Origin of the sequence: Streptomyces sp. NPDC127117 (genome assembly GCF_042677325.1) — a bacterium.
GTDB lineage: Bacteria > Actinomycetota > Actinomycetes > Streptomycetales > Streptomycetaceae > Streptomyces.
In genome coordinates, this window is record NZ_JBHXTM010000024.1 from 27,330 (window position 1) to 46,081 (window position 18,752).

Here is an 18,752-nt window from a genome sequence, read left to right on the forward strand (position 1 = left end):
CCTCATGGTCATAGTCCGACCGGGAAGGACGGCCCATCCACATGCCCGCAGACCTCGCAGTCATCGGACTCGGCCACCTCGGCCTGCCCCTCGCCCAAGCCGCCGTGGCCGCGGGCGTCCAGACCGTCGGCTACGACACCGACCCACGCGCCTGCACGGAACTCTCGGCGGGCCGCACCCCCGTCGAGGGATCGCTCACCGCCTCGGAGATCCGCCGGATGCTCTCGGGGGGCTTCCGGCCCACCACCAACCCGGCCGAGCTGGGCCGGGTCCGTACCGCGGTGATCTGCGCGCCCACCCCCCTCGGCGCCGACCGCACCATCGACCTCACCGCCGTCGGCGACGCGGCCCGCGCCCTCGCCGCCCGGCTGCGCCCGCACACCACCGTGCTGCTGGAATCGGCCGTGCCGCCCGGCACCACCGAGAACTACCTCCTGCCGCTGCTCGAAGAGGGCTCGGGGCTGCGCGCCGGCCGCGACTTCCACCTGGCCTGCTCCCCCAGCCGCCTCGACCCGGGCAACCGCACCCACGTCCACTCCAACACCCCCAAGGTCATCGGCGGCCTCACCCCCGCCTGCACCGAGTCCGCCGCCGCCTTCTACGGCCGGCTCACCGACAAGGTCGTCCGGGCCCGGGGGCCGCGCGAGGCCGAGATGACGAAGGTCCTGGAGACCAACTTCCGGCACGTCAACATCGCCCTGGTCAACGAGATGGCGGTGCTCTGTCACGACCTCGGCGTCGACCTGTGGGACGTCATCCGGTGCGCCGAGACCAAGCCCTTCGGCTTCCAGCCGTTCCGTCCCGGCCCCGGCGTCGGCGGCCACGGCGCCCCCGTCGACCCGGGCTACCTCCCGTACCACAGCCGCACCCCCGGCCATCCGCTGCGGATGGTCTCGCTCGCCCAGGAGATCAACGACCGGATGCCGCAGTACGTGATCCAGCGCTGCGCCACCCTGCTGAACGAGCACGGCAAGTCCGTCCGCGGCGCCCGGGTGCTGCTGCTCGGGGTCACCTACAAGCCCGACCTCGCCGACCAGGAGGGCTCCCCCGCCCGGGAGATCGCGACCCGGCTGATGGACATGGGCGCCCAGATCGGTTACCACGACCCGCACGTCCTGGACTGGCGGGTGCGCGAGCTCCCCGTCCCGCGCGCCGACTCGCTGTACGAGGCGGCGTCCAGCGCCGACCTCACGGTGCTGCTCCAGCACCACCGGACGTACGACCTCCAGGGGCTCGCCGTGAAGGCCCAGCTCCTCCTGGACACCCGGGGTGCGACCCCGGCGGGGGCCGCACATCGGCTGTAGCACCCCTCCCCCAGGATTTCGGTAGGACATGTCACAGGCTGCTGCTAGCCTGCGGCGTCACTTCTCGCACAATCGTGCGCTTCCGTCCCAGGGGGGATACCACCATGAGCCAGCCCGTGCCGCCGCCGAACCAGCCGCACGACGCCCAGCCCGGCGCCCAGTCCGGCGGCAACCCGTTCGCGGGCCAGCAGCCCGGCGCCCCGACCGGCAACCCCTTCGCGGGCCAGCAGCCCGGCGCCCCGTTCGGCGGCGCGCCGTTCACCCCGCCGGCCCCGGCACGCAACAACATCGGCCTCGGCCTGGCCGCCGGCTTCGTCGCGGCCGTCGTCGCCGCGGCCGTCTACGGCGCCATCATCGGCGCCACCAAGCACGAGATCGGCTACGCGGCCGTGGGTGTCGGCTTCATCGTCGGCTTCGCGGCGGGCAAGGTCGGCGGCCGCAACCCCGTGCTGCCGGTCGTCAGCGCCCTGCTCTCGCTGGTCGCCGTCTACTTCGGCCAGCTGCTCGGCGAGGCGATGATCGCGGCCAAGGAGCTCCCGGTCACCGTCTCCGAGCTCTTCTTCGACCACTTCAGCCTGCTGAACGAGGCGTGGAAGGCCGACTCGGACTTCATCTCGTACCTCTTCTTCGCCGTCGCGGCGGTCGCCGCGTTCTCCGGCGCCAAGAAGGCCGGCGAATAGTCGCGGAGCACGCCCGCACACACGGGAGGGCCCGGACCGCGGCTGCGGTCCGGGCCCTCCCGTCGTGTCCGTGACACTCAGCGGCGGTGCTGCGAGTCCGCCACCGTGACCTCGACGCGCTGGAACTCCTTGAGGTCGCTGTACCCCGTCGTCGCCATCGCCCGGCGCAGCGCGCCGAAGATGTTCATCGAGCCGTCGGGGGTGTGCGAAGGACCGGTCAGGACCTCCTCGGTGGTGCCGACCGAGCCCAGGTCCACCAGCTTGCCGCGCGGCACGTCCTCGTGGACGGCCTCCATGCCCCAGTGCCGGCCGCGGCCCGGCGCGTCCGTCGCACGGGCCAGCGGGGAGCCCATCATCACCGCGTCCGCACCGCAGGCGATGGCCTTCGGCAGGTCGCCGGACCAGCCGACGCCGCCGTCCGCGATCACGTGCACATACCGGCCGCCGGACTCGTCCATGTAGTCACGGCGGGCGCCGGCCACATCGGCGACCGCGGTCGCCATCGGCACCTGGATGCCGAAGACATTGCGCGTGGTGTGCGCGGCGCCACCGCCGAAGCCGACGAGGACACCGGCCGCGCCGGTGCGCATCAGGTGCAGGGCGGCGGTGTACGTGGCGCAGCCGCCGACGATCACCGGGACGTCCAGCTCGTAGATGAACTGCTTGAGGTTGAGCGGCTCGGCCGCGCCCGAGACGTGCTCGGCGGAGACCGTCGTACCGCGGATGACGAAGATGTCCACGCCCGCGTCGACGACGGCCTTGGAGAACTGCGCGGTGCGCTGCGGGGAGAGCGCGGCGGCGGTGACGACACCGGAGTCTCGCACCTCCTTGATGCGCTGCCCGATCAGCTCCTCCTGGATCGGCGCGGAGTAGATCTCCTGGAGGCGGCGGGTCGCCGACTCGACGGGCATCTCGGCGATCTCGTCGAGCAGCGGCTGCGGGTCGGCGTGCCGGGTCCACAGCCCTTCCAGGTTGAGGACGCCCAGGCCGCCGAGCTCGCCGATCCGGATGGCGTGCTGCGGGGAGACCACGGAGTCCATGGGAGCGGCCAGGAACGGCAGCTCGAAACGGTAGGCGTCGATCTGCCAGGCGATCGAGACCTCCTTCGGGTCGCGGGTACGGCGGCTCGGAACGACGGCGATGTCGTCGAATGCGTACGCCCGGCGGCCGCGCTTGCCGCGCCCGATCTCGATCTCAGTCACGTGTGTGGCCTTTCCCTCTGCGTTTCAGCGCCTTCCAGTATCCCCGACATATGCGCCAGGGGCGGCCCCGGGAGTCCCGGGACCGCCCCTGGCCCTGTCGGCGGCTACTTGCTGCGGCTGTAGTTCGGTGCCTCGACCGTCATCTGGATGTCGTGCGGGTGGCTCTCCTTGAGCCCCGCGGACGTGATGCGGACGAAGCGGCCCTTGGTCTCCATCTCGTCGATGGAGGCGGCGCCCACGTAACCCATCGTCTGGCGGAGACCGCCGACGAGCTGGTGCAGCACATTGCCCAGCGGGCCGCGGTAGGGCACCTGGCCCTCGATGCCCTCGGGGACGAGCTTGTCGTCCGAGGCCACGTCGGCCTGGAAGTAGCGGTCCTTGGAGTACGAACGGCCCTGGCCACGGGACTGCATCGCCCCGAGGGAACCCATGCCGCGGTACGACTTGAACTGCTTGCCGTTGATGAAGAGGAGCTCACCGGGAGACTCCTCGCAGCCCGCGAGGAGGCTGCCCAGCATGACCGTGTCGGCACCGGCGGCGAGCGCCTTGCCGATGTCGCCCGAGTACTGCAGACCGCCGTCCCCGATGACCGGGACGCCTGCCGCGCGGGCGGCGAGAGCGGCCTCGTAGATCGCGGTGACCTGCGGGACGCCGATACCGGCGACCACACGCGTGGTGCAGATGGAGCCGGGGCCCACACCGACCTTCACGCCGTCGACACCGGCGTCGATCAGGGCCTGCGCACCGTCCCGCGTCGCGACGTTGCCGCCGATGACGTCGACGCCGACGCTGGACTTGATCTTCGCCATCCAGTTCAGCGCGTTGCTGTTGTGTCCGTGCGAGGTGTCGACGATGAGGAAGTCCACACCCGCCCCGGCCAGGGCCTGCGCGCGCTCCAGTGCCTCGGGGCTGGCGCCGACGGCCGCGCCGACGAGGAGACGGCCCTCGGCGTCCTTGGCCGCGTTCGGGTACTGCTCGGCCTTCACGAAGTCCTTGACCGTGATGAGGCCCTTGAGGACGCCCGCGTCGTCGACCAGCGGAAGCTTCTCGATCTTGTGGCGGCGCAGCAGCTCCATGGCGTCGACACCGGAGATGCCGACCTTGCCGGTGACCAACGGCATCGGCGTCATGACCTCGCGCACCTGGCGCGTACGGTCGGACTCGAAGGCCATGTCGCGGTTGGTGACGATGCCGAGCAGCTTGCCCGCGGCGTCGGTCACCGGGACGCCGCTGATGCGGAACTTGGCACACAGCGCGTCGGCCTCGGCCAGCGTCGCGTCCGGGTGCACGGTGATCGGATCGGTCACCATGCCGGACTCGGAGCGCTTCACGAGGTCCACCTGATTGACCTGGTCCTCGATGGACAGGTTGCGGTGCAGCACACCGACGCCACCCTGCCGCGCCATGGCGATGGCCATGCGCGACTCGGTGACCTTGTCCATCGCCGCGGAGAGCAGCGGAATGTTCACGCGTACGTTGCGGGAGATGCGGGACGAGGTGTCGACCGCGTTGGGCAGCACTTCGGATGCGCCCGGCAGCAGCAGCACGTCGTCGTATGTCAGCCCGAGCGTCGCGAATTTCTCGGGCACTCCGTCGACGTTTGCAGTCATGACACCTTCCCCAAATGGCCTTGATCGGTGCGGATGTCCATGCTAACGGCCTCCGGGGGTGTCTCATTCCACGAGCAAGATCACCCAGAGGTTCTGTAGCTTCGTACGGAAGTCCCGTACGGTACTTCCGCGCGGCCCCGGATGGGCCCGCTCACTGTTCCGCGAGCGCCCGCAGCCTGCTCAGGGCCCGGTGCTGGGCGACCCGGACGGCGCCCGGCGACATGCCCAGCATCTGTCCGGTCTCCTCGGCGGTGAGCCCGACGGCGACCCGCAGGACCAGCAGTTCGCGCTGGTTCTCCGGGAGGTTGGCGAGGAGCTTCTTCGCCCAGGCGGCATCGCTGCTGAGCAGGGCACGCTCCTCGGGCCCGAGCGAATCGTCCGGCCGCTCGGGCATCTCGTCGGACGGCACGGCCGTCGATCCCGGGTGCCGCATGGCGGCGCGCTGGAGATCGGCGACCTTGTGGCCCGCGATGGCGAACACGAAGGCTTCGAAGGGTCTGCCCGTGTCCTTGTAGCGCGGCAGCGCCATCAGCACCGCGACACAGACCTCCTGCGCCAGGTCCTCCACGAAGTGGCGGGCATCACCCGGCAGCCGGTTCAGCCGGGACCTGCAGTAGCGCAGGGCGAGGGGGTGGACGTGGGCCAGCAGATCATGGGTGGCCTGCGCGTCGCCCTCGACGGCACGGTGCACCAGGGCACCGATCGCCGTCGTCTCGTCGTCGCGCATCGGACCATGGTGCCTCGGAGCCGCGTCATCCGCGCCGCCGCGTCCGTAGTTGTGCACCGAAGCGTTATGAGCGGGTGCGCCGGAAGTCATGTCCTGCGCCCTCCCCTTCCGCTCGACCGAATCGTTCCCGAGGAACTCCACATCTCAAGGATGCGGCATCGGCCGGGAAGCGTCACATACCGTCGGCGCGACGGGCTCCACCGGTGGGGCGGAACCCGTCCCGCGCCTGTCGGTCACCTCACCCCGTCCGCCGCTGCGCGGACGGGGAATCGATCGACTGCCGGCCACGACAGGACCTCAGCGGACCAGGCCCCAGCGGAAGCCGAGCGCGACGGCGTGCGCCCGGTCCGAGGCTCCGAGTTTCTTGAACAGGCGCCTGGCGTGCGTCTTCACCGTGTCCTCGGAGAGGAACAGCTCACGGCCGATCTCGGCGTTCGAACGGCCGTGGCTCATTCCTTCGAGCACCTGGATCTCACGCGCGGTGAGCGTCGGCGCCGCACCCATCTCGGCGGACCGCAGCCGGCGCGGGGCGAGCCGCCACGTCGGATCGGCCAGCGCCTGGGTGACGGTGGCTCGCAGCTCCGCGCGGGAGGCGTCCTTGTGCAGATAGCCGCGGGCACCGGCGGCGACCGCGAGCGCGACACCGTCCAGGTCCTCGGCGACGGTCAGCATGATGATCCTGGCGCCGGGGTCGGCGGAGAGCAGCCGCCGGACCGTCTCCACACCCCCGAGACCGGGCATGCGTACGTCCATCAGAATCAGATCCGAACGGTCGGCGCCCCAGCGGCGAAGGACTTCCTCGCCGTTGGCCGCCGTCGTCACCCGCTCCACTCCGGGCACGGTCGCGACCGCGCGACGAAGCGCTTCTCGGGCAAGCGGGGAGTCGTCGCAGACGAGGACGGATGTCATGACCGTCCTCCGAAGCCGATGCGCGTCACCTTGAGCCTCCAGGCTGTTACAAGTCGTCACCTGTGCGGTTGACACTCTCGGACACCTGCCCGATCGCTTTTTCCGTCAACCGCCTCCGCCCTCTCAACGACGGTCACTCGAAAGAGTTACGGGTCGGGAAACCGGGTTCGGCACTCTACGTGAGGGGGCGCACACGGAGGAGAACGGCGCGGATCATCCAATCGTCAACCGAAACTTCATATGAAGGTATGCCCCATTTGGCGGGTTTTCTTCCCTTTTGCTGGTGTCTGTGGATAGATTCGCAATCAGTCATATTTACATCTACTTACATCGTAGATGTACGGTCGTGGGCACGGTCGATGACGGACGACAACGACGTTTCCGACTCAGCATGGTTTCGAGGGGACAAGCAATGGCAGATTTCTCCCGCCTTCCCGGACCCAACGCCGATCTGTGGGACTGGCAACTGCTGGCGGCCTGCCGAGGGGTCGACAGCTCACTGTTCTTCCACCCGGAGGGTGAGCGCGGAGCGGCACGGAGCGCCCGCGAGAACTCGGCGAAAGAGGTCTGCATGCGATGCCCGGTGCGCGCCGAGTGCGCGGCGCACGCCCTGGCGGTGCGAGAGCCCTACGGGGTTTGGGGCGGACTGACCGAGGACGAGCGTGAGGAGCTCATGGGACGCGCCCGCAGCCGGCTCATCGCGGCCGCGGCGCCGTCGGGCGTGCCGTCCCCGTCTGGGCACGGCTGATCCCGGCTCCCCGCACAGCAACAACAGAAACGTTTCCGCATTGAGGGTGGTACGACCCGGCCGCGTCGAGGGGCCGGGCCACAGGCAGGCCCCTCAGCGGGCGGCCGCCTGGAACAGCCGGTCCAGGGTGGCCGCCACCGCCGGCACCTGGGCCAGGTCCGGCAAGGTCAGAGCGACGATCTCGCGCTCGATGGCCGGCTCCACCGTCACGGTGCGCGCCCCCTTGGGGCGTACCGACTCGATCGCCAGCTCCGGCAGTACGGCCACTCCCAGTCCGGCACCGACCAGGCCGACCACCGCCGGGTAGTCGTCGGTGGCGAAGTCGATCCGGGGGGTGAAGCCCGACGCCTCGCAGACCTCCACGAGCTGGCGGCGGCAGCGCGGGCAGCCCGCGATCCAGGACTCCTCGGCCAGCTCGGCGATGCCCACCGCGGCGGAGTTCGACAGCCGGTGCCCCTCGGGGACCAGGCCGATCAGCCGGTCGGTGAGCAGCGGGCGTACCACCAGGTCGTCCCATTCCGCGCCGGAGGCGCCGTAACGGAACGCCAGCGCGATGTCGCAGTCGCCCTCGCGCAGCATCTCGACGGAGCGCGGCGGCTCGGCCTCCACCAGCGAGACCCGGGTGCCGGGGTGGGCCGCGCGCAGTGCGGCGAGGGCGCCGGGGACCAGGGTGGAGCTGCCGCTGGGGAACGAGACGAGCCGGACCCGGCCGGCTCGCAGCCCGGCGATGGCGGCGACCTCCTCCTCGGCGGCGGTGAGACCGGCGAGGATGCCGGAGGCGTGCCGGACCAGGGCCTCGCCGGCCTGGGTGAGCCGCATCTCGCGTCCGGTGCGGATCAGCAGCGTGGTGCCCGCCGAAGCCTCCAGGGCCTTCATCTGCTGGCTGACCGCGGGCTGGGTGCAGCCCAGCTCGCGGGCGGCGGCGGAGAACGAGCCGGTGGCGGCCACGGCGCGCAGGACACGGAGATGACGGGCTTCGATCACCCTTCAACCATAAGTGACTCTTGGGTCGGTTGCGCATTGTCGCCACACATCTTTGGGGGTGGAGTGGATAGCGTTCTCGGTATGACGTCCATGGAACCGACCGGGCCGATGCGGCTGCTGACCGTGAACACGGGGCGCCCGAAGGCCGTCCCCTACACCGGCGCCCCGGCGGGGGTGACCGGCATCGACAAGCGGCCCGCCGACGGGCCGGTACATGTCACCGACCCCGGGCCCAAGGGCACCGGCGGCAGCGGTCTGGCCGGGGACTCGGTGTGCGATCTGCGCCATCACGGCGGCTCCGACCAGGCGGTGTACGCCTTCGCCCGCGAGGAACTCGACGTGTGGGAGCGGGAGCTCGGCCGGCCGCTGGCCAATGGCGCGTTCGGGGAGAACCTGACGATCCGTGGGGTCGATGTGAGCGGCGCGAGGATCGGTGAACGCTGGCGGATCGGCGCCGATCTGGTGCTGGAGGTGACATCGGGCCGGATTCCGTGCCGTACGTTCGCCGGTCATGTCGGCGAGGAGCGCTGGGTCAAGCGGTTCACGCGGGCGGCGGCCCCCGGTGCCTATCTGCGGGTGATCGAGCCGGGCACGGTCCGGGCCGGCGATCCCGTCGAGATCGTGTACCGCCCGGACCACGACGTCACCGTGCGCATGGAGTTCCTGGCCGCCACCACGCGGCGGGACCTGCTGCCGGAGCTGCTCGCGGCCGGGGACGCGCTGCATCCCGAGGCGCTGCGGGCCGCCCTGGAGTACGCCGGGAAGCCGGCGGCGGACGGCTGATCGCCGCGTGCCGGACAGGCACTAACGTGCCGCGTATGACGACTGCACTGATTACGGGCGCGACCGCGGGGATCGGTGCCGCCTTCGCGCGGCGACTGGCGGCGGATGGGCACAACCTGGTGCTGGTGGCGCGCGACACCGAGCGGCTGCGCGAGCAGGCGACGGAGCTGCACGACCGGCACGGCATCGAGGCCGAGGTGCTGAGGGCCGATCTGTCCGAGGACGACGGGATCGCCTCGGTCGAGGACCGGTTGACGGACCGTCTCCATCCGGTGGATCTGCTGGTCAACAATGCCGGGTTCGGCAACAAGGGGCACTATCTGGACGTGCCCATGGCCGATGAGCTGAAGATGCTGAAGGTGCACTGCGAGGCGGTGCTGCGGCTGACCTCGGCGGCGGCGGGCGGGATGCGGGAGCGCGGCCGGGGCGGCGTGGTCAACGTGGCCTCGGTGGCCGCGTTCGTGCCGCGCGGGACGTACGGCGCGTCCAAGGCATGGGTCGTGCAGTTCACCCAGGGCGCGGCGAAGGACATGGCCGGTACGGGTGTTCGGCTGATGGCGCTGTGCCCGGGTTTCGTGCGGACGGAGTTCCACCAGCGGGCCGGCATGGGGACCGGCAACATTCCGGGCTGGATGTGGCTCGACGCGGACAAGCTGGTGGCGACGGCCCTGGCGGACCTGGCGCGCGGCAAGTCGGTCTCGGTCCCCGATCCCCGGTACAAGGCGCTGATGGGGGTCGTGAAGGTGACGCCGCGCGGCCTGCTCGGAGGGATGACCTCCAAGACAGGCCGCAAGTACGGTCCTCAGTGAGCGGTCGGTTACCGCACCCCGCGGCCCGCGTAGGCGCCGATGTTGGGAGCGCCGGGCCTGACCCGGTTGCCGAAGTAGTCCTTGCCGCCGTTGTTCTCGATGACGGCTCCGGCGGCGAGGGCGGGCGAGCCGGCGCCGAGCCGGAAGTCGGCCCGGAGCTTCGGATCGGCCGTGACGCCACCGGGGTTGGGGCGGGTCATCTCGATGCCGTAGAAGGCGTTGTGGTCGAAGGAGAGCCCGGGGGTCGGGTTCTTGAAGGCGTAGCCGCCGGTGCCCTCGCTCACGAAGACGTTGTTGCGGATGGCCAGTTCGTGCTGGGTGGTGGCAGGGCTGCCGGCGTCGTCCTGGACGAGGTGGCCGGGGATCTGCTCCTTGTTGTGGAAGGTGTTGTTGTAGATCTCGGTGCCCAGGATCGGGCCCCAGCAGTTCTGGATGAGGCGGGCGCCGTCGTTGCGGCTGACGTTGTACCGGGCGACCGTGCCGATGGTCTTGGCTCCGCTGTACGGGCAGATCAGCAGGAAGCCGCCCTTGTTGTCGTGGCTGTAGTTGTACTGGAAGACGGTGTTCTGGGAGGCGCCGTCGGCGTCGAAGGACATTCCGTCGTGGGTGTTGCCGCCGCCGGAGACCTCGTTGTACTCGACGGTGGTGTCGTCGGTGTTGAAGGTCCAGATGCCCGCGTTGGCGGAGGGCGAGCGGAGCTGGAAGCCGTCGACCCGGTTGTGGTCGACCCGGGCGCCGCTGGTGGTGTCGAGCTTCATCCCGTCGCCGGCCAGGGACTTCAGCGTGTTGTGGTGGATACGGACACCGGTGCTGGGCGTCCACTCCCCCGGGTACACGTTCGGGTCCTGCTGCTGACCGACCAGATCGCGCTTGGAGAAGGTCGACTTGAAGTAGATGCCCTCGCGGTCGACGTCCTCGATGCGGTTGTTGCCGATGTCCAGACCGTCGTACCAGCTGGCCTTCGTCCTGCCCTCGACCGCGATGTGGATCGCGCTGGAGCCGGACACCGTCTTGTAGTCACCGCCGCGCACATCGTGGATGTAGAGGCCGGAGATGTCGAAGCCGCGGGCGACGCCGTAGTCGGTGAGGCGGAGGCGGACGCCGTTGCGCTCGCTGCCGGGGTTGTCGGCGTTGGTGATCTCCAGGGCCTTGAGGTGCACGTACTGCGTGTTGGAGAGCAGGACGACGTCATGGGCGCCCGCCCCGTCGAGCCGGGCGCGGGCCGGGCCGTTGCCGTAGTCGGCGATGGTGAACGGGGCGCGGGCGGAGCCGGTGCCCGTGGGTGCGAGGGTGCCGGTGCAGGTGGCGCCGCGCTTGAACAGGAGCCGGTCGCCGGGGCCGTAGGTGTGCGCGTTGGCCTCGGCCAGAGAAGTCCAGGGGTGCTGCTTGCTGCCGGTGGCACCGGCCGGGTCCGCGGCGCAGTCGACGTGGAAGGTGCGGCCGGCCGGTGCGGCCTGCGCGGCGGTCTGGCTCGCGACGGTCAGACCGCCTGCGGCGGTCAGGGCCGCGAGCGCCGCTGCGGTGACGCGATGTCTCACAATTCCTCCGTACGAACAGTCAGGATCGGGCGAACAGTCGGGGTCGGGACGGGGACGAGTCCGCATCGCCGGGAATCCTGGACTTGGATTGATCGAACGTCAATGGATTGCGTTTGAATGATCGAAACTCCCATCGTTCGATCACGTTGGTCTAGGGTCGGAAGACGGCCCCGGCACCGGCCGGACCGGGGGCCGGGCCACACACTGCGAGGGGACTGCTGCCGTGCGCGAAAGTGCTGCTGAACGTCATGACCGCCTGCTCGGGCTGGTACGGGAACGGGGTTCGGCCCGGGTCTCGGACCTGGCCTCGCTGCTGGGGGTCTCGCCCGTCACGGCACGCCGGGACGTGGAGGAACTGGCCGGCCGGGGCCTGCTCGACCGGGTGCACGGTTCGGTGTCCTGGCCGCAGGACGCCGCCCCGGGCGCTGCCGCCGGTCCCGGGTCCGGCGGCAGCGGACTGGTCCTCGGCATGCTCGCGCCCTCGTCGACCTACTACTTCGCCGAGGTCATCCGAGGTGCCCACGAGGCCGCCGCGAAGGCCGGGGCCAGGCTGATACTGCGGATCTCCGACTACCGGCCGCAGGAGGACCACGCCCGCACCGAGGGCCTGCTCTCCGCGGGTGCCGAGGGGCTGCTGGTCGCACCCGGCTGGCAGGACCCGGGCGACCCCGCCGCGTTCGGCGACTGGATCACCTCGCTGCCCGTGCCGACCGTCCTGCTGGAGCGCAGGCCCACCGCGGGCTCCCCGCTGGACGCCCTGGACCGGGTCTGCTCGGACCACGCGCACGGCGTGCTGCTGGCGGTGCGCCACCTGGTGGACCTCGAACACGGGGCGCCGCTGCTGATGGCCCGCGCGGACTCCCCGACCGCCGTCGCGGTGCGGTCCGGGTACCAGGAGGCGCTGTCCGTGCTCGGGCTGCGCGCACCGCAGGACGTGATCGATTCCGTACCGGCCGAACTCGCCCCGGACGCCTTCGAGGAGGCCGTGCAGGCGCTGCGCGAGGCAGTCCTTTCGGGGGTGGCGACGGCGGCGCTGATCCACAACGACGTGGACGCGATCCAGGTGGTGCAGCGCCTGGCCGAACTGGGCGTGCGGGTGCCGCAGGACCTGGCCCTGATCGCCTACGACGACGAGGTGGCGGCCCTCGCGGACACCCCGCTCACGGCGGTGGCGCCGCCCAAGCGCGAGGTGGGCCGGCACGCCACGGAGCTGCTGGTGGAACGGCTGGGGCAGAGCGAGGGCGCTCCCCGGCGCCATCTGACGCTGCTGCCGCAGCTGAGGGTCAGGGAATCGTGCGGGGCACGCCTCCCGTAGGCGTCCGCACTGTTCAGGTGCCCGATTCCGCAGGGTATCCCACGTACGTCCGTACGTAACTTATCTGATCTTTTTTCGATCAATCGATCTTTCGCTCTTGACTTCGGTCACGACTGGTCCAAGGATCACGGCCAACGCCAATGTCGCCGCCAGTTCAGGAGCCTCGCTGTGAGCCGCAGTCCGAGCAGAACGTCCCTCGCCGTTGTCGGCACCGCCACCGCCCTCGCCCTTCTCACGGCCTGTGGCGGCGGCGACGACTCTGCCGCCACCGGAACCGACGGCAAGCCCGTCAGCATCACCTTCTGGGGCTGGGCCAAGGGGTCCAAGGAGGTCGTTGACGCGTTCAACGCCTCCCACAAGAACATCAAGGTGGTGTACGAGGAGATCCCGTCCGGCAACGCGGGCGGCTACGCCAAGATCTCCAACGCGGTCAAGGCCGGCAACGCGCCCGACCTGGTCTCCATCGAGTACCCGCAGCTTCCGGAGTACGTCAGTCAGGGCGCGCTCCAGGACATCGGCCAGTACTTCACCGAGGACATCCGCAAGAAGCTGCTGCCGCAGGCGGTCGAGCTGACGACGCTCGGCGGCAAGAACTGGGCCGTTCCGTTCGACGCCTCGCCGCAGTCCTTCTACTACCGCAAGGACCTGTTCGAGAAGTACGGCGTCGAGGTCCCCAAGACCTGGGACGAGTTCCGCAAGGCCGCCGAGAAGGTCAAGAAGGCCGACAAGAAGGCCCGGATCGGCACCTTCTTCCCGGACGACCCGACCACGTTCCAGGCGATGGCCTGGCAGGCCGGCGCCCAGTGGTACAAGCCCGAGGGCGACACCTGGAAGGTCAGCACCGCCGACGCGGCCACCAACAAGGTCGCCGACTACTGGCAGGGTCTGCTCGACGACGACCTGATCCGCGCCAACGCCTCGTTCAGCCCCGAGTGGACCAACTCGCTCAAGAACGGCGGCACCGTCGGCTACCTCGGCGCCGCCTGGGGCGCGGGTGTCCTCAAGGGCACGCTGCCCGAGCAGAGCGGCAAGTGGGCCGTCGCCCCGATGCCCAGCTGGGACGGCAAGCCCGCCAGCGGCATGCTCGGCGGCTCCACCTTCGCGGTGACCAAGACCAGCAAGAAGGCCAAGGCCGCGGTCGAGTTCGCCACCTGGATGTCGACCACCGAGGACGGCATCAAGGCCCGCATCGAGTCCGGCACTTCGAGCGCCTTCCCGGCCGCGGCGGCACTGCGCCCGGTCGCCAAGAAGGCCTTCGACGCCGGCTTCTACGGCGGCGAGGACATCTACCAGGTGTTCGAGGGCGCCGCGACCTCGATCGGCCAGGGCTGGAACTGGGGCCCGACGACCGGCACCACGAACACCACCATGAAGGACCAGTTCGGCAAGGTCGCCAGCGGTGGCACCACCATCAAGGACGCCGTGAAGGCCGGGCACGACGCCACGGTCGCCGAGCTGAAGAAGCGCGGTCTGAAGGTCGAGGACGCAGGCTGATGAAGCGCGCCCGGACGACCAGAGCCGCCGCAATCCTGCTGGGGCCCTTCTTCGTACTGTTCACCGTGGCCATGCTGCTGCCGATCGGTTACGCGGTCTGGCTCAGCCTGTTCACCGAGAAGCAGTCCGGCCTGGGCTTCGGCGGCACCGAGACCGTCTTCAGCGGACTCGACAACTACACGGCGGCCCTGGGCGACCGGGCGTTCCGCGAGGGCTTCGGCGTACTCCTCGGATACTGCCTGTTCTACATTCCGCTGCTGCTCGTCGGAGCCCTCGCCCTCGCCCTGCTGCTGGACTCCGCGCTGGCCCGCGCCCGCCGGTTCTTCCAGCTCGCGCTCTTCCTGCCGCACGCCGTGCCCGGCATCATCGCCGCGCTGATCTGGGTGTACCTCTACACACCGCAGCTCAGCCCGGTGGTCAGCGCCATGGAGTCCGGCGGGATCGGCTTCGACTTCTTCTCCCCCGAAGGCGCCCTTCCCTCCATCGTCAACATCGCCCTGTGGGAGTGGCTCGGCTACAACATGGTGATCTTCTATGCCGCGTTGCAGGCGATCGACCGCTCCGTGCTCGAAGCGGCGACGGTCGACGGGGCCGGTGCCTGGCGCATCGCGCTCAGCATCAAGGTTCCGCTGATCCGCTCGTCCGTCGTGATGGTCGCGCTGTTCACGGTCATCGGCTCGCTCCAGCTGTTCACCGAGCCACTGATCCTCAACAAGGGGACCGGCTCCGCCGTCTCCTCCACCTGGACGCCGAACATGTACGCGTACACCGCGGCCTTCGAGCGCAACGACTACGGTCTCGCCGCGGCCGCCTCCATCCTGCTGGCGCTCACGGCCGCGCTGCTGTCCTTCGTCGTCACCCGCTTCACCGGCCGGAAGGGCAAGAAAGCATGAACTCCCCCGCCTCCCGCAGCCGCTGGATGTCGAAGACCGCCGTCAACGGCTTTCTCCTGCTCGCCGTCGTCTACATGCTCTTCCCCCTCGTCTGGCTGGTCACCGCCGCAACGAAGGACACCGGCGGTCTGCTCGCGGGCAACGCCTTCTCCTTCGAGGGCTTCAACCTCGGCGAGAACCTCTCGAACCTGGCCTCCTACGGCGACGGCATCTACTTCCGCTGGTACCTCAACAGCCTCATGTACGCGGGCGGCGGGGCGATCGTCTGCTCGCTGATCTGCGTCGCCGCGGGATACGCCTTCGACAAGTACGAATTCCGGGGCAAGGAGAAGCTGTTCGGCCTCGTGCTGATGGGCGTGCTGGTGCCCACCACGGCGCTCGCCCTGCCGATGTATCTCCTGGCCTCCAAGACCGGCCTGGTCAACACCTACTGGTCCGTGCTGATCCCGGTGCTGGTCAACCCGTTCGGCGTGTATCTCGCCCGGGTGTTCAGCACCGGCTACATACCGAACGAGGCCCTGGAGGCCGCCCGTATCGACGGGGCCGGCGAGCTGCGCGTCTTCTGGTCCATCGGACTGCGCATGGTCATGCCGGGCTTCGTGACGGTCTTCCTCTTCCAGTTCACCGCGATCTGGAACAACTTCTTCCTCCCCCTCGTGATGCTCTCGGACCGCAAGCTCTTCCCGCTGAGCCTCGGTCTGTACTCCTGGAACACCAACACCCACGGCGAGCCGAGCTTCTACCCGCTCGTCGTCACCGGGTCGCTCCTCGCCGTCATCCCCCTGATCGTCGCCTTCGTCTCGCTGCAGCGGCACTGGAAGGCCGGACTGACCGCCGGCAGCGTCAAGTGACCTCACCGCGAGCCCTGAGGAGTACGAGTCCCACCATGCCCCACGCCACTGACAACCGGCCGACGGCCCTGCTCGCGATGGGCCCCGGCATCGCCGACCGCCTCCTCGCCGACCGCCACCGCACCCGGCTGGCCGCCCTCACCCGTACCGACCCGGCCTTCGTCGCCCACGACCTGGCCGACCCGACGCCCGAGGTGGCCGCCGCGCTCGCCGAGGCCGAGGTGCTGTTCACCTGCTGGGGCGCGACACCGCTCACCGCCGGGGTACTGGCGGGCGCGCCCCGCCTGCGGGCCGTCGTGCACGCCGCGGGTTCCGTGAAGCACCACATCACCGACGCCTGCTGGGAACGCGGCATCACCGTCACATCGGCGGCCGGGGCCAACGCCCTGCCGGTCGCCGAATTCACCCTCGCCGCGATCCTGTTCGCCGGCAAGCGGGTACTGCATTCCGCGGACCGCTACCGTGATCTGCGCGCCGACCACGACTGGCTCGCCGAGCTCGACGGGGCCGGCAACTACCGCCGTACCGTCGGCATCGTCGGCGCCTCCCGGATCGGCCGGCGCGTGATCGAGCTGCTGCGCCCCTTCGACCTGGACGTGCTGCTGTACGACCCGTACGTGGACGGCCCGGAGGCGGCGCGGCTCGGCGTACGGCTCACCTCGCTCGACGAACTGTGCGCGAGCAGCTCCGTCGTCTCGGTGCACGCGCCCCAGCTGCCGGAGACCCACCATCTGATCGGTGCGACACAGCTGGCCGTGATGGCGACGGGGACGACGCTGATCAACACTGCGCGCGGTTCGCTGGTCGACGAGGACGCGCTGCTGCCCGAGCTGACGGCCGGGCGGCTGCGTGCGGTGCTGGACGTGACGGACCCCGAACTGCCGCCCGTCGACTCGCCGTTGTACACCCTGCCGAACGTGCTGCTCACCCCGCACGTCGCGGGTTCGCTGGGCGACGAGCTGCACCGGATGGCGGACCAGGCGCTGGACGAGCTGGAGCGCTTCGCGGCCGGTCTGCCCTTCGCGGACCCGGTGCACTCCGGGAGCCTGAGCCACTCGGCCTGAACCACTCGGTCCGAACCACTCGGCCTGAACGACTGGGTCCGAACCACTCGGTCCGAACCGCACTCCGGACAGACCGAAGGCCCCCTGTCCCGCCGCTCGGCGGTGGGACAGGGGGCCTTCTTCGGCTCTCGGCCTTCAGCGGTTACGCGTCAGTGCGAGTGACCGTGACCGCCGTGGGCGGCCTCGGCCTCTTCCTCGGCCGGCTTCTCGACGACCAGGGTCTCGGTCGTGAGCAGCAGCGACGCGATGGACGCGGCGTTCTCCAGCGCGGAGCGGGTGACCTTGACCGGGTCGATGACGCCGGCCTTCACCAGGTCGCCGTACTCGCCGGTCGCGGCGTTGAAGCCCTGGCCCTTGTCGAGCTCGGAGACCTTCGAGGTGATGACGTAGCCCTCAAGGCCGGCGTTCTCGGCGATCCAGCGCAGCGGCTCGACGGCGGCGCGGCGCACGACCGCGACACCGGTGGCCTCGTCGCCGGTCTTGCCGAGGTTGCCCTCCAGGACCTTGACGGCGTGGACCAGAGCGGAGCCACCACCGGAGACGATGCCCTCCTCGACCGCGGCGCGGGTCGCGGAGATGGCGTCCTCCAGACGGTGCTTCTTCTCCTTGAGCTCCACCTCGGTGGCGGCACCGACGCGGATCACGCACACGCCGCCGGCCAGCTTCGCGAGGCGCTCCTGGAGCTTCTCGCGGTCCCAGTCGGAGTCGGTGGCGTCGATCTCGGCCTTGATCTGGTTGACCCGGCCCTTGACGTCGCCGGGCTCGCCGCCGCCGTCCACGATCGTGGTGTCGTCCTTGGAGACGGTGACGCGGCGGGCGGTGCCCAGCACGTCCAGACCGGCCTGGTCGAGCTTGAGGCCGACCTCCTCGGCGATGACGGTCGCACCGGTGAGGGTGGCGATGTCGCCGAGCATGGCCTTGCGGCGGTCACCGAAGCCCGGGGCCTTCACCGCGACGGCGTTGAAGGTGCCACGGATCTTGTTGACGACGAGGGTCGACAGCGCCTCGCCCTCGACGTCCTCGGCGATGATCAGCAGCGGCTTGGAGCCACCGGCCTGGATGACCTTCTCCAGCAGCGGGAGCAGCTCCTGGATCGAGCCGATCTTGCCCTGGTGGATCAGGATGTACGGGTCGTCGAGGACGGCCTCCATACGCTCCTGGTCGGTCACCATGTACGGGGACAGGTAGCCCTTGTCGAAGGCCATGCCCTCGGTGAAGTCGAGGTCCAGACCGAAGGTGTTGGACTCCTCGACGGTGATGACACCGTCCTTGCCGACCTTGTCCATCGCGTCCGCGATGAGCTCGCCGACCTGCGGGTCCTGCGCGGAGAGCGCGGCCACGGCGGCGATGTCGGTCTTGTCGTCGATCGGTCGGGCGGTCGCGAGGAGCTCCTCGGACACGGCCTTGACCGCTGCGTCGATGCCCTTCTTCAGGGCGGCCGGGGAAGCACCGGCGGCGACGTTGCGCAGACCCTCGCGGACGAGCGCCTGGGCCAGCACGGTGGCGGTGGTCGTACCGTCACCCGCGACGTCGTTGGTCTTGGTCGCCACCTCCTTCACCAGCTGGGCACCGAGGTTCTCGTACGGGTCGTCGAGCTCGACCTCGCGCGCGATGGTGACACCGTCGTTGGTGATGGTGGGAGCGCCGAACTTCTTGTCGATGACGACGTTGCGGCCCTTGGGGCCGATCGTCACCTTGACCGTGTCGGCAAGCTTGTTGACGCCGCGCTCAAGGGCGCGACGGGCGTCCTCGTCGAACTTCAGGATCTTCGCCATGGGAGCTGAGCTTTCCTCTCGAACGAACTGCGCCCCCGACCGCCCGGCTGGTTATTCGCAGGGGGC

At 69.9% G+C, this 18,752-nt stretch carries 17 protein-coding genes; 10 read left to right on the plus strand and 7 right to left on the minus strand.

The window, feature by feature from the left end:
- The first annotated feature begins 41 nt into the window (after positions 1-41).
- Positions 42-1,304 (plus strand): nucleotide sugar dehydrogenase, encoded by a 1,263-nt coding sequence (locus ACFVH0_RS21710; RefSeq protein WP_385822438.1) that lies wholly within the window; start codon positions 42-44, stop codon positions 1,302-1,304.
- 104 nt (positions 1,305-1,408) lie between these two features.
- Positions 1,409-1,984 carry a hypothetical protein gene (locus ACFVH0_RS21715; RefSeq protein WP_385822440.1) on the plus strand — a complete coding sequence of 192 codons (576 nt, stop codon included), beginning with the start codon at positions 1,409-1,411 and terminating at the stop codon, positions 1,982-1,984.
- Positions 1,985-2,061: 77 nt separating this feature from the next.
- On the opposite strand, the gene ACFVH0_RS21720 is transcribed toward ACFVH0_RS21715, so the two are convergent.
- The 4 genes from ACFVH0_RS21720 to ACFVH0_RS21735 all read right to left on the minus strand — a co-directional run bounded on the left by ACFVH0_RS21720 (position 2,062) and on the right by ACFVH0_RS21735 (position 6,432).
- Complete coding sequence (locus ACFVH0_RS21720; protein WP_007453079.1) at positions 2,062-3,186, minus strand: GuaB3 family IMP dehydrogenase-related protein; 1,125 nt, start codon at positions 3,184-3,186, stop codon at positions 2,062-2,064.
- Between the two features lie 104 nt (positions 3,187-3,290).
- Positions 3,291-4,796, minus strand: coding sequence for an IMP dehydrogenase (gene guaB, locus ACFVH0_RS21725; protein ID WP_385822442.1), 1,506 nt, complete (start codon positions 4,794-4,796; stop codon positions 3,291-3,293).
- Between the two features lie 151 nt (positions 4,797-4,947).
- Positions 4,948-5,523 carry a sigma-70 family RNA polymerase sigma factor gene (locus ACFVH0_RS21730; RefSeq protein ID WP_351255630.1) on the minus strand — a complete coding sequence of 192 codons (576 nt, stop codon included), beginning with the start codon at positions 5,521-5,523 and terminating at the stop codon, positions 4,948-4,950.
- A gap of 297 nt (positions 5,524-5,820) precedes the next feature.
- Complete coding sequence (locus ACFVH0_RS21735; RefSeq protein WP_003948568.1) at positions 5,821-6,432, minus strand: response regulator transcription factor; 612 nt, start codon at positions 6,430-6,432, stop codon at positions 5,821-5,823.
- Positions 6,433-6,844: 412 nt separating this feature from the next.
- Here ACFVH0_RS21735 and ACFVH0_RS21740 point away from each other — a divergent pair, with 412 nt between their 5' ends.
- A complete protein-coding gene (locus tag ACFVH0_RS21740; protein WP_124716892.1) occupies positions 6,845-7,180 on the plus strand; it encodes a WhiB family transcriptional regulator in 336 nt (111 codons plus the stop codon).
- Positions 7,181-7,273: 93 nt separating this feature from the next.
- Here ACFVH0_RS21740 and ACFVH0_RS21745 read toward each other — a convergent pair whose 3' ends face one another.
- Entirely contained in the window at positions 7,274-8,164 is an 891-nt protein-coding gene (locus ACFVH0_RS21745) for a LysR family transcriptional regulator (RefSeq protein WP_385822444.1), read from the minus strand.
- A 108-nt stretch (positions 8,165-8,272) separates the two neighbouring features.
- On the opposite strand from ACFVH0_RS21745, the gene ACFVH0_RS21750 reads away from it, so the two are divergent.
- Both ACFVH0_RS21750 and ACFVH0_RS21755 read left to right on the plus strand, forming a co-directional pair.
- Positions 8,273-8,947: an MOSC domain-containing protein gene (locus tag ACFVH0_RS21750; RefSeq protein WP_385822543.1), complete on the plus strand. Its 675-nt coding sequence runs from the start codon at positions 8,273-8,275 to the stop codon at positions 8,945-8,947.
- A 35-nt stretch (positions 8,948-8,982) separates the two neighbouring features.
- Complete coding sequence (locus tag ACFVH0_RS21755) at positions 8,983-9,756, plus strand: SDR family NAD(P)-dependent oxidoreductase (protein ID WP_385822446.1); 774 nt, start codon at positions 8,983-8,985, stop codon at positions 9,754-9,756.
- 8 nt (positions 9,757-9,764) lie between these two features.
- On the opposite strand, the gene ACFVH0_RS21760 is transcribed toward ACFVH0_RS21755, so the two are convergent.
- The gene (locus tag ACFVH0_RS21760) at positions 9,765-11,294 is read right to left on the minus strand and encodes a right-handed parallel beta-helix repeat-containing protein (RefSeq protein ID WP_385822448.1); all 1,530 of its coding nucleotides are present in this window, start codon (positions 11,292-11,294) and stop codon (positions 9,765-9,767) included.
- A gap of 223 nt (positions 11,295-11,517) precedes the next feature.
- Here ACFVH0_RS21760 and ACFVH0_RS21765 point away from each other — a divergent pair, with 223 nt between their 5' ends.
- From ACFVH0_RS21765 to ACFVH0_RS21785, 5 genes are all read left to right on the plus strand, one after another.
- A complete protein-coding gene (locus ACFVH0_RS21765; protein ID WP_385822450.1) occupies positions 11,518-12,609 on the plus strand; it encodes a substrate-binding domain-containing protein in 1,092 nt (363 codons plus the stop codon).
- Positions 12,610-12,777: 168 nt separating this feature from the next.
- A complete protein-coding gene (locus ACFVH0_RS21770; protein WP_385822452.1) occupies positions 12,778-14,103 on the plus strand; it encodes an ABC transporter substrate-binding protein in 1,326 nt (441 codons plus the stop codon).
- A complete protein-coding gene (locus ACFVH0_RS21775; RefSeq protein ID WP_385822454.1) occupies positions 14,103-14,996 on the plus strand; it encodes a carbohydrate ABC transporter permease in 894 nt (297 codons plus the stop codon). Before ACFVH0_RS21770 ends, ACFVH0_RS21775 begins: the two co-directional genes overlap by 1 nt.
- The gene (locus ACFVH0_RS21780) at positions 14,993-15,847 is read left to right on the plus strand and encodes a carbohydrate ABC transporter permease (protein ID WP_356480619.1); all 855 of its coding nucleotides are present in this window, start codon (positions 14,993-14,995) and stop codon (positions 15,845-15,847) included. Before ACFVH0_RS21775 ends, ACFVH0_RS21780 begins: the two co-directional genes overlap by 4 nt.
- Before the next feature lie 35 nt (positions 15,848-15,882).
- Positions 15,883-16,911: a hydroxyacid dehydrogenase gene (locus ACFVH0_RS21785; RefSeq protein ID WP_385822456.1), complete on the plus strand. Its 1,029-nt coding sequence runs from the start codon at positions 15,883-15,885 to the stop codon at positions 16,909-16,911.
- A gap of 149 nt (positions 16,912-17,060) precedes the next feature.
- On the opposite strand, the gene groL is transcribed toward ACFVH0_RS21785, so the two are convergent.
- The gene (gene groL / locus ACFVH0_RS21790) at positions 17,061-18,686 is read right to left on the minus strand and encodes a chaperonin GroEL (RefSeq protein ID WP_356480622.1); all 1,626 of its coding nucleotides are present in this window, start codon (positions 18,684-18,686) and stop codon (positions 17,061-17,063) included.
- Between the last annotated feature and the right edge of the window lie 66 nt (positions 18,687-18,752).

What these genes read in the sequence shown, in the direction of transcription:
- ACFVH0_RS21710 (WP_385822438.1), top strand. Translation starts at nt 42, where the DNA reads ATGCCCGCAGACCTCGCAGTCATCGGACTCGGCCACCTCGGCCTGCCC.
- ACFVH0_RS21715 (WP_385822440.1), top strand. Translation starts at nt 1,409, where the DNA reads ATGAGCCAGCCCGTGCCGCCGCCGAACCAGCCGCACGACGCCCAGCCC.
- guaB (WP_385822442.1), bottom strand. Translation starts at nt 4,796, where the DNA reads ATGACTGCAAACGTCGACGGAGTGCCCGAGAAATTCGCGACGCTCGGG.
- ACFVH0_RS21730 (WP_351255630.1), bottom strand. Translation starts at nt 5,523, where the DNA reads ATGCGCGACGACGAGACGACGGCGATCGGTGCCCTGGTGCACCGTGCC.
- ACFVH0_RS21735 (WP_003948568.1), bottom strand. Translation starts at nt 6,432, where the DNA reads ATGACATCCGTCCTCGTCTGCGACGACTCCCCGCTTGCCCGAGAAGCG.
- ACFVH0_RS21740 (WP_124716892.1), top strand. Translation starts at nt 6,845, where the DNA reads ATGGCAGATTTCTCCCGCCTTCCCGGACCCAACGCCGATCTGTGGGAC.
- ACFVH0_RS21750 (WP_385822543.1), top strand. Translation starts at nt 8,273, where the DNA reads ATGCGGCTGCTGACCGTGAACACGGGGCGCCCGAAGGCCGTCCCCTAC.
- ACFVH0_RS21755 (WP_385822446.1), top strand. Translation starts at nt 8,983, where the DNA reads ATGACGACTGCACTGATTACGGGCGCGACCGCGGGGATCGGTGCCGCC.
- ACFVH0_RS21775 (WP_385822454.1), top strand. Translation starts at nt 14,103, where the DNA reads ATGAAGCGCGCCCGGACGACCAGAGCCGCCGCAATCCTGCTGGGGCCC.
- ACFVH0_RS21780 (WP_356480619.1), top strand. Translation starts at nt 14,993, where the DNA reads ATGAACTCCCCCGCCTCCCGCAGCCGCTGGATGTCGAAGACCGCCGTC.
- ACFVH0_RS21785 (WP_385822456.1), top strand. Translation starts at nt 15,883, where the DNA reads ATGCCCCACGCCACTGACAACCGGCCGACGGCCCTGCTCGCGATGGGC.
- groL (WP_356480622.1), bottom strand. Translation starts at nt 18,686, where the DNA reads ATGGCGAAGATCCTGAAGTTCGACGAGGACGCCCGTCGCGCCCTTGAG.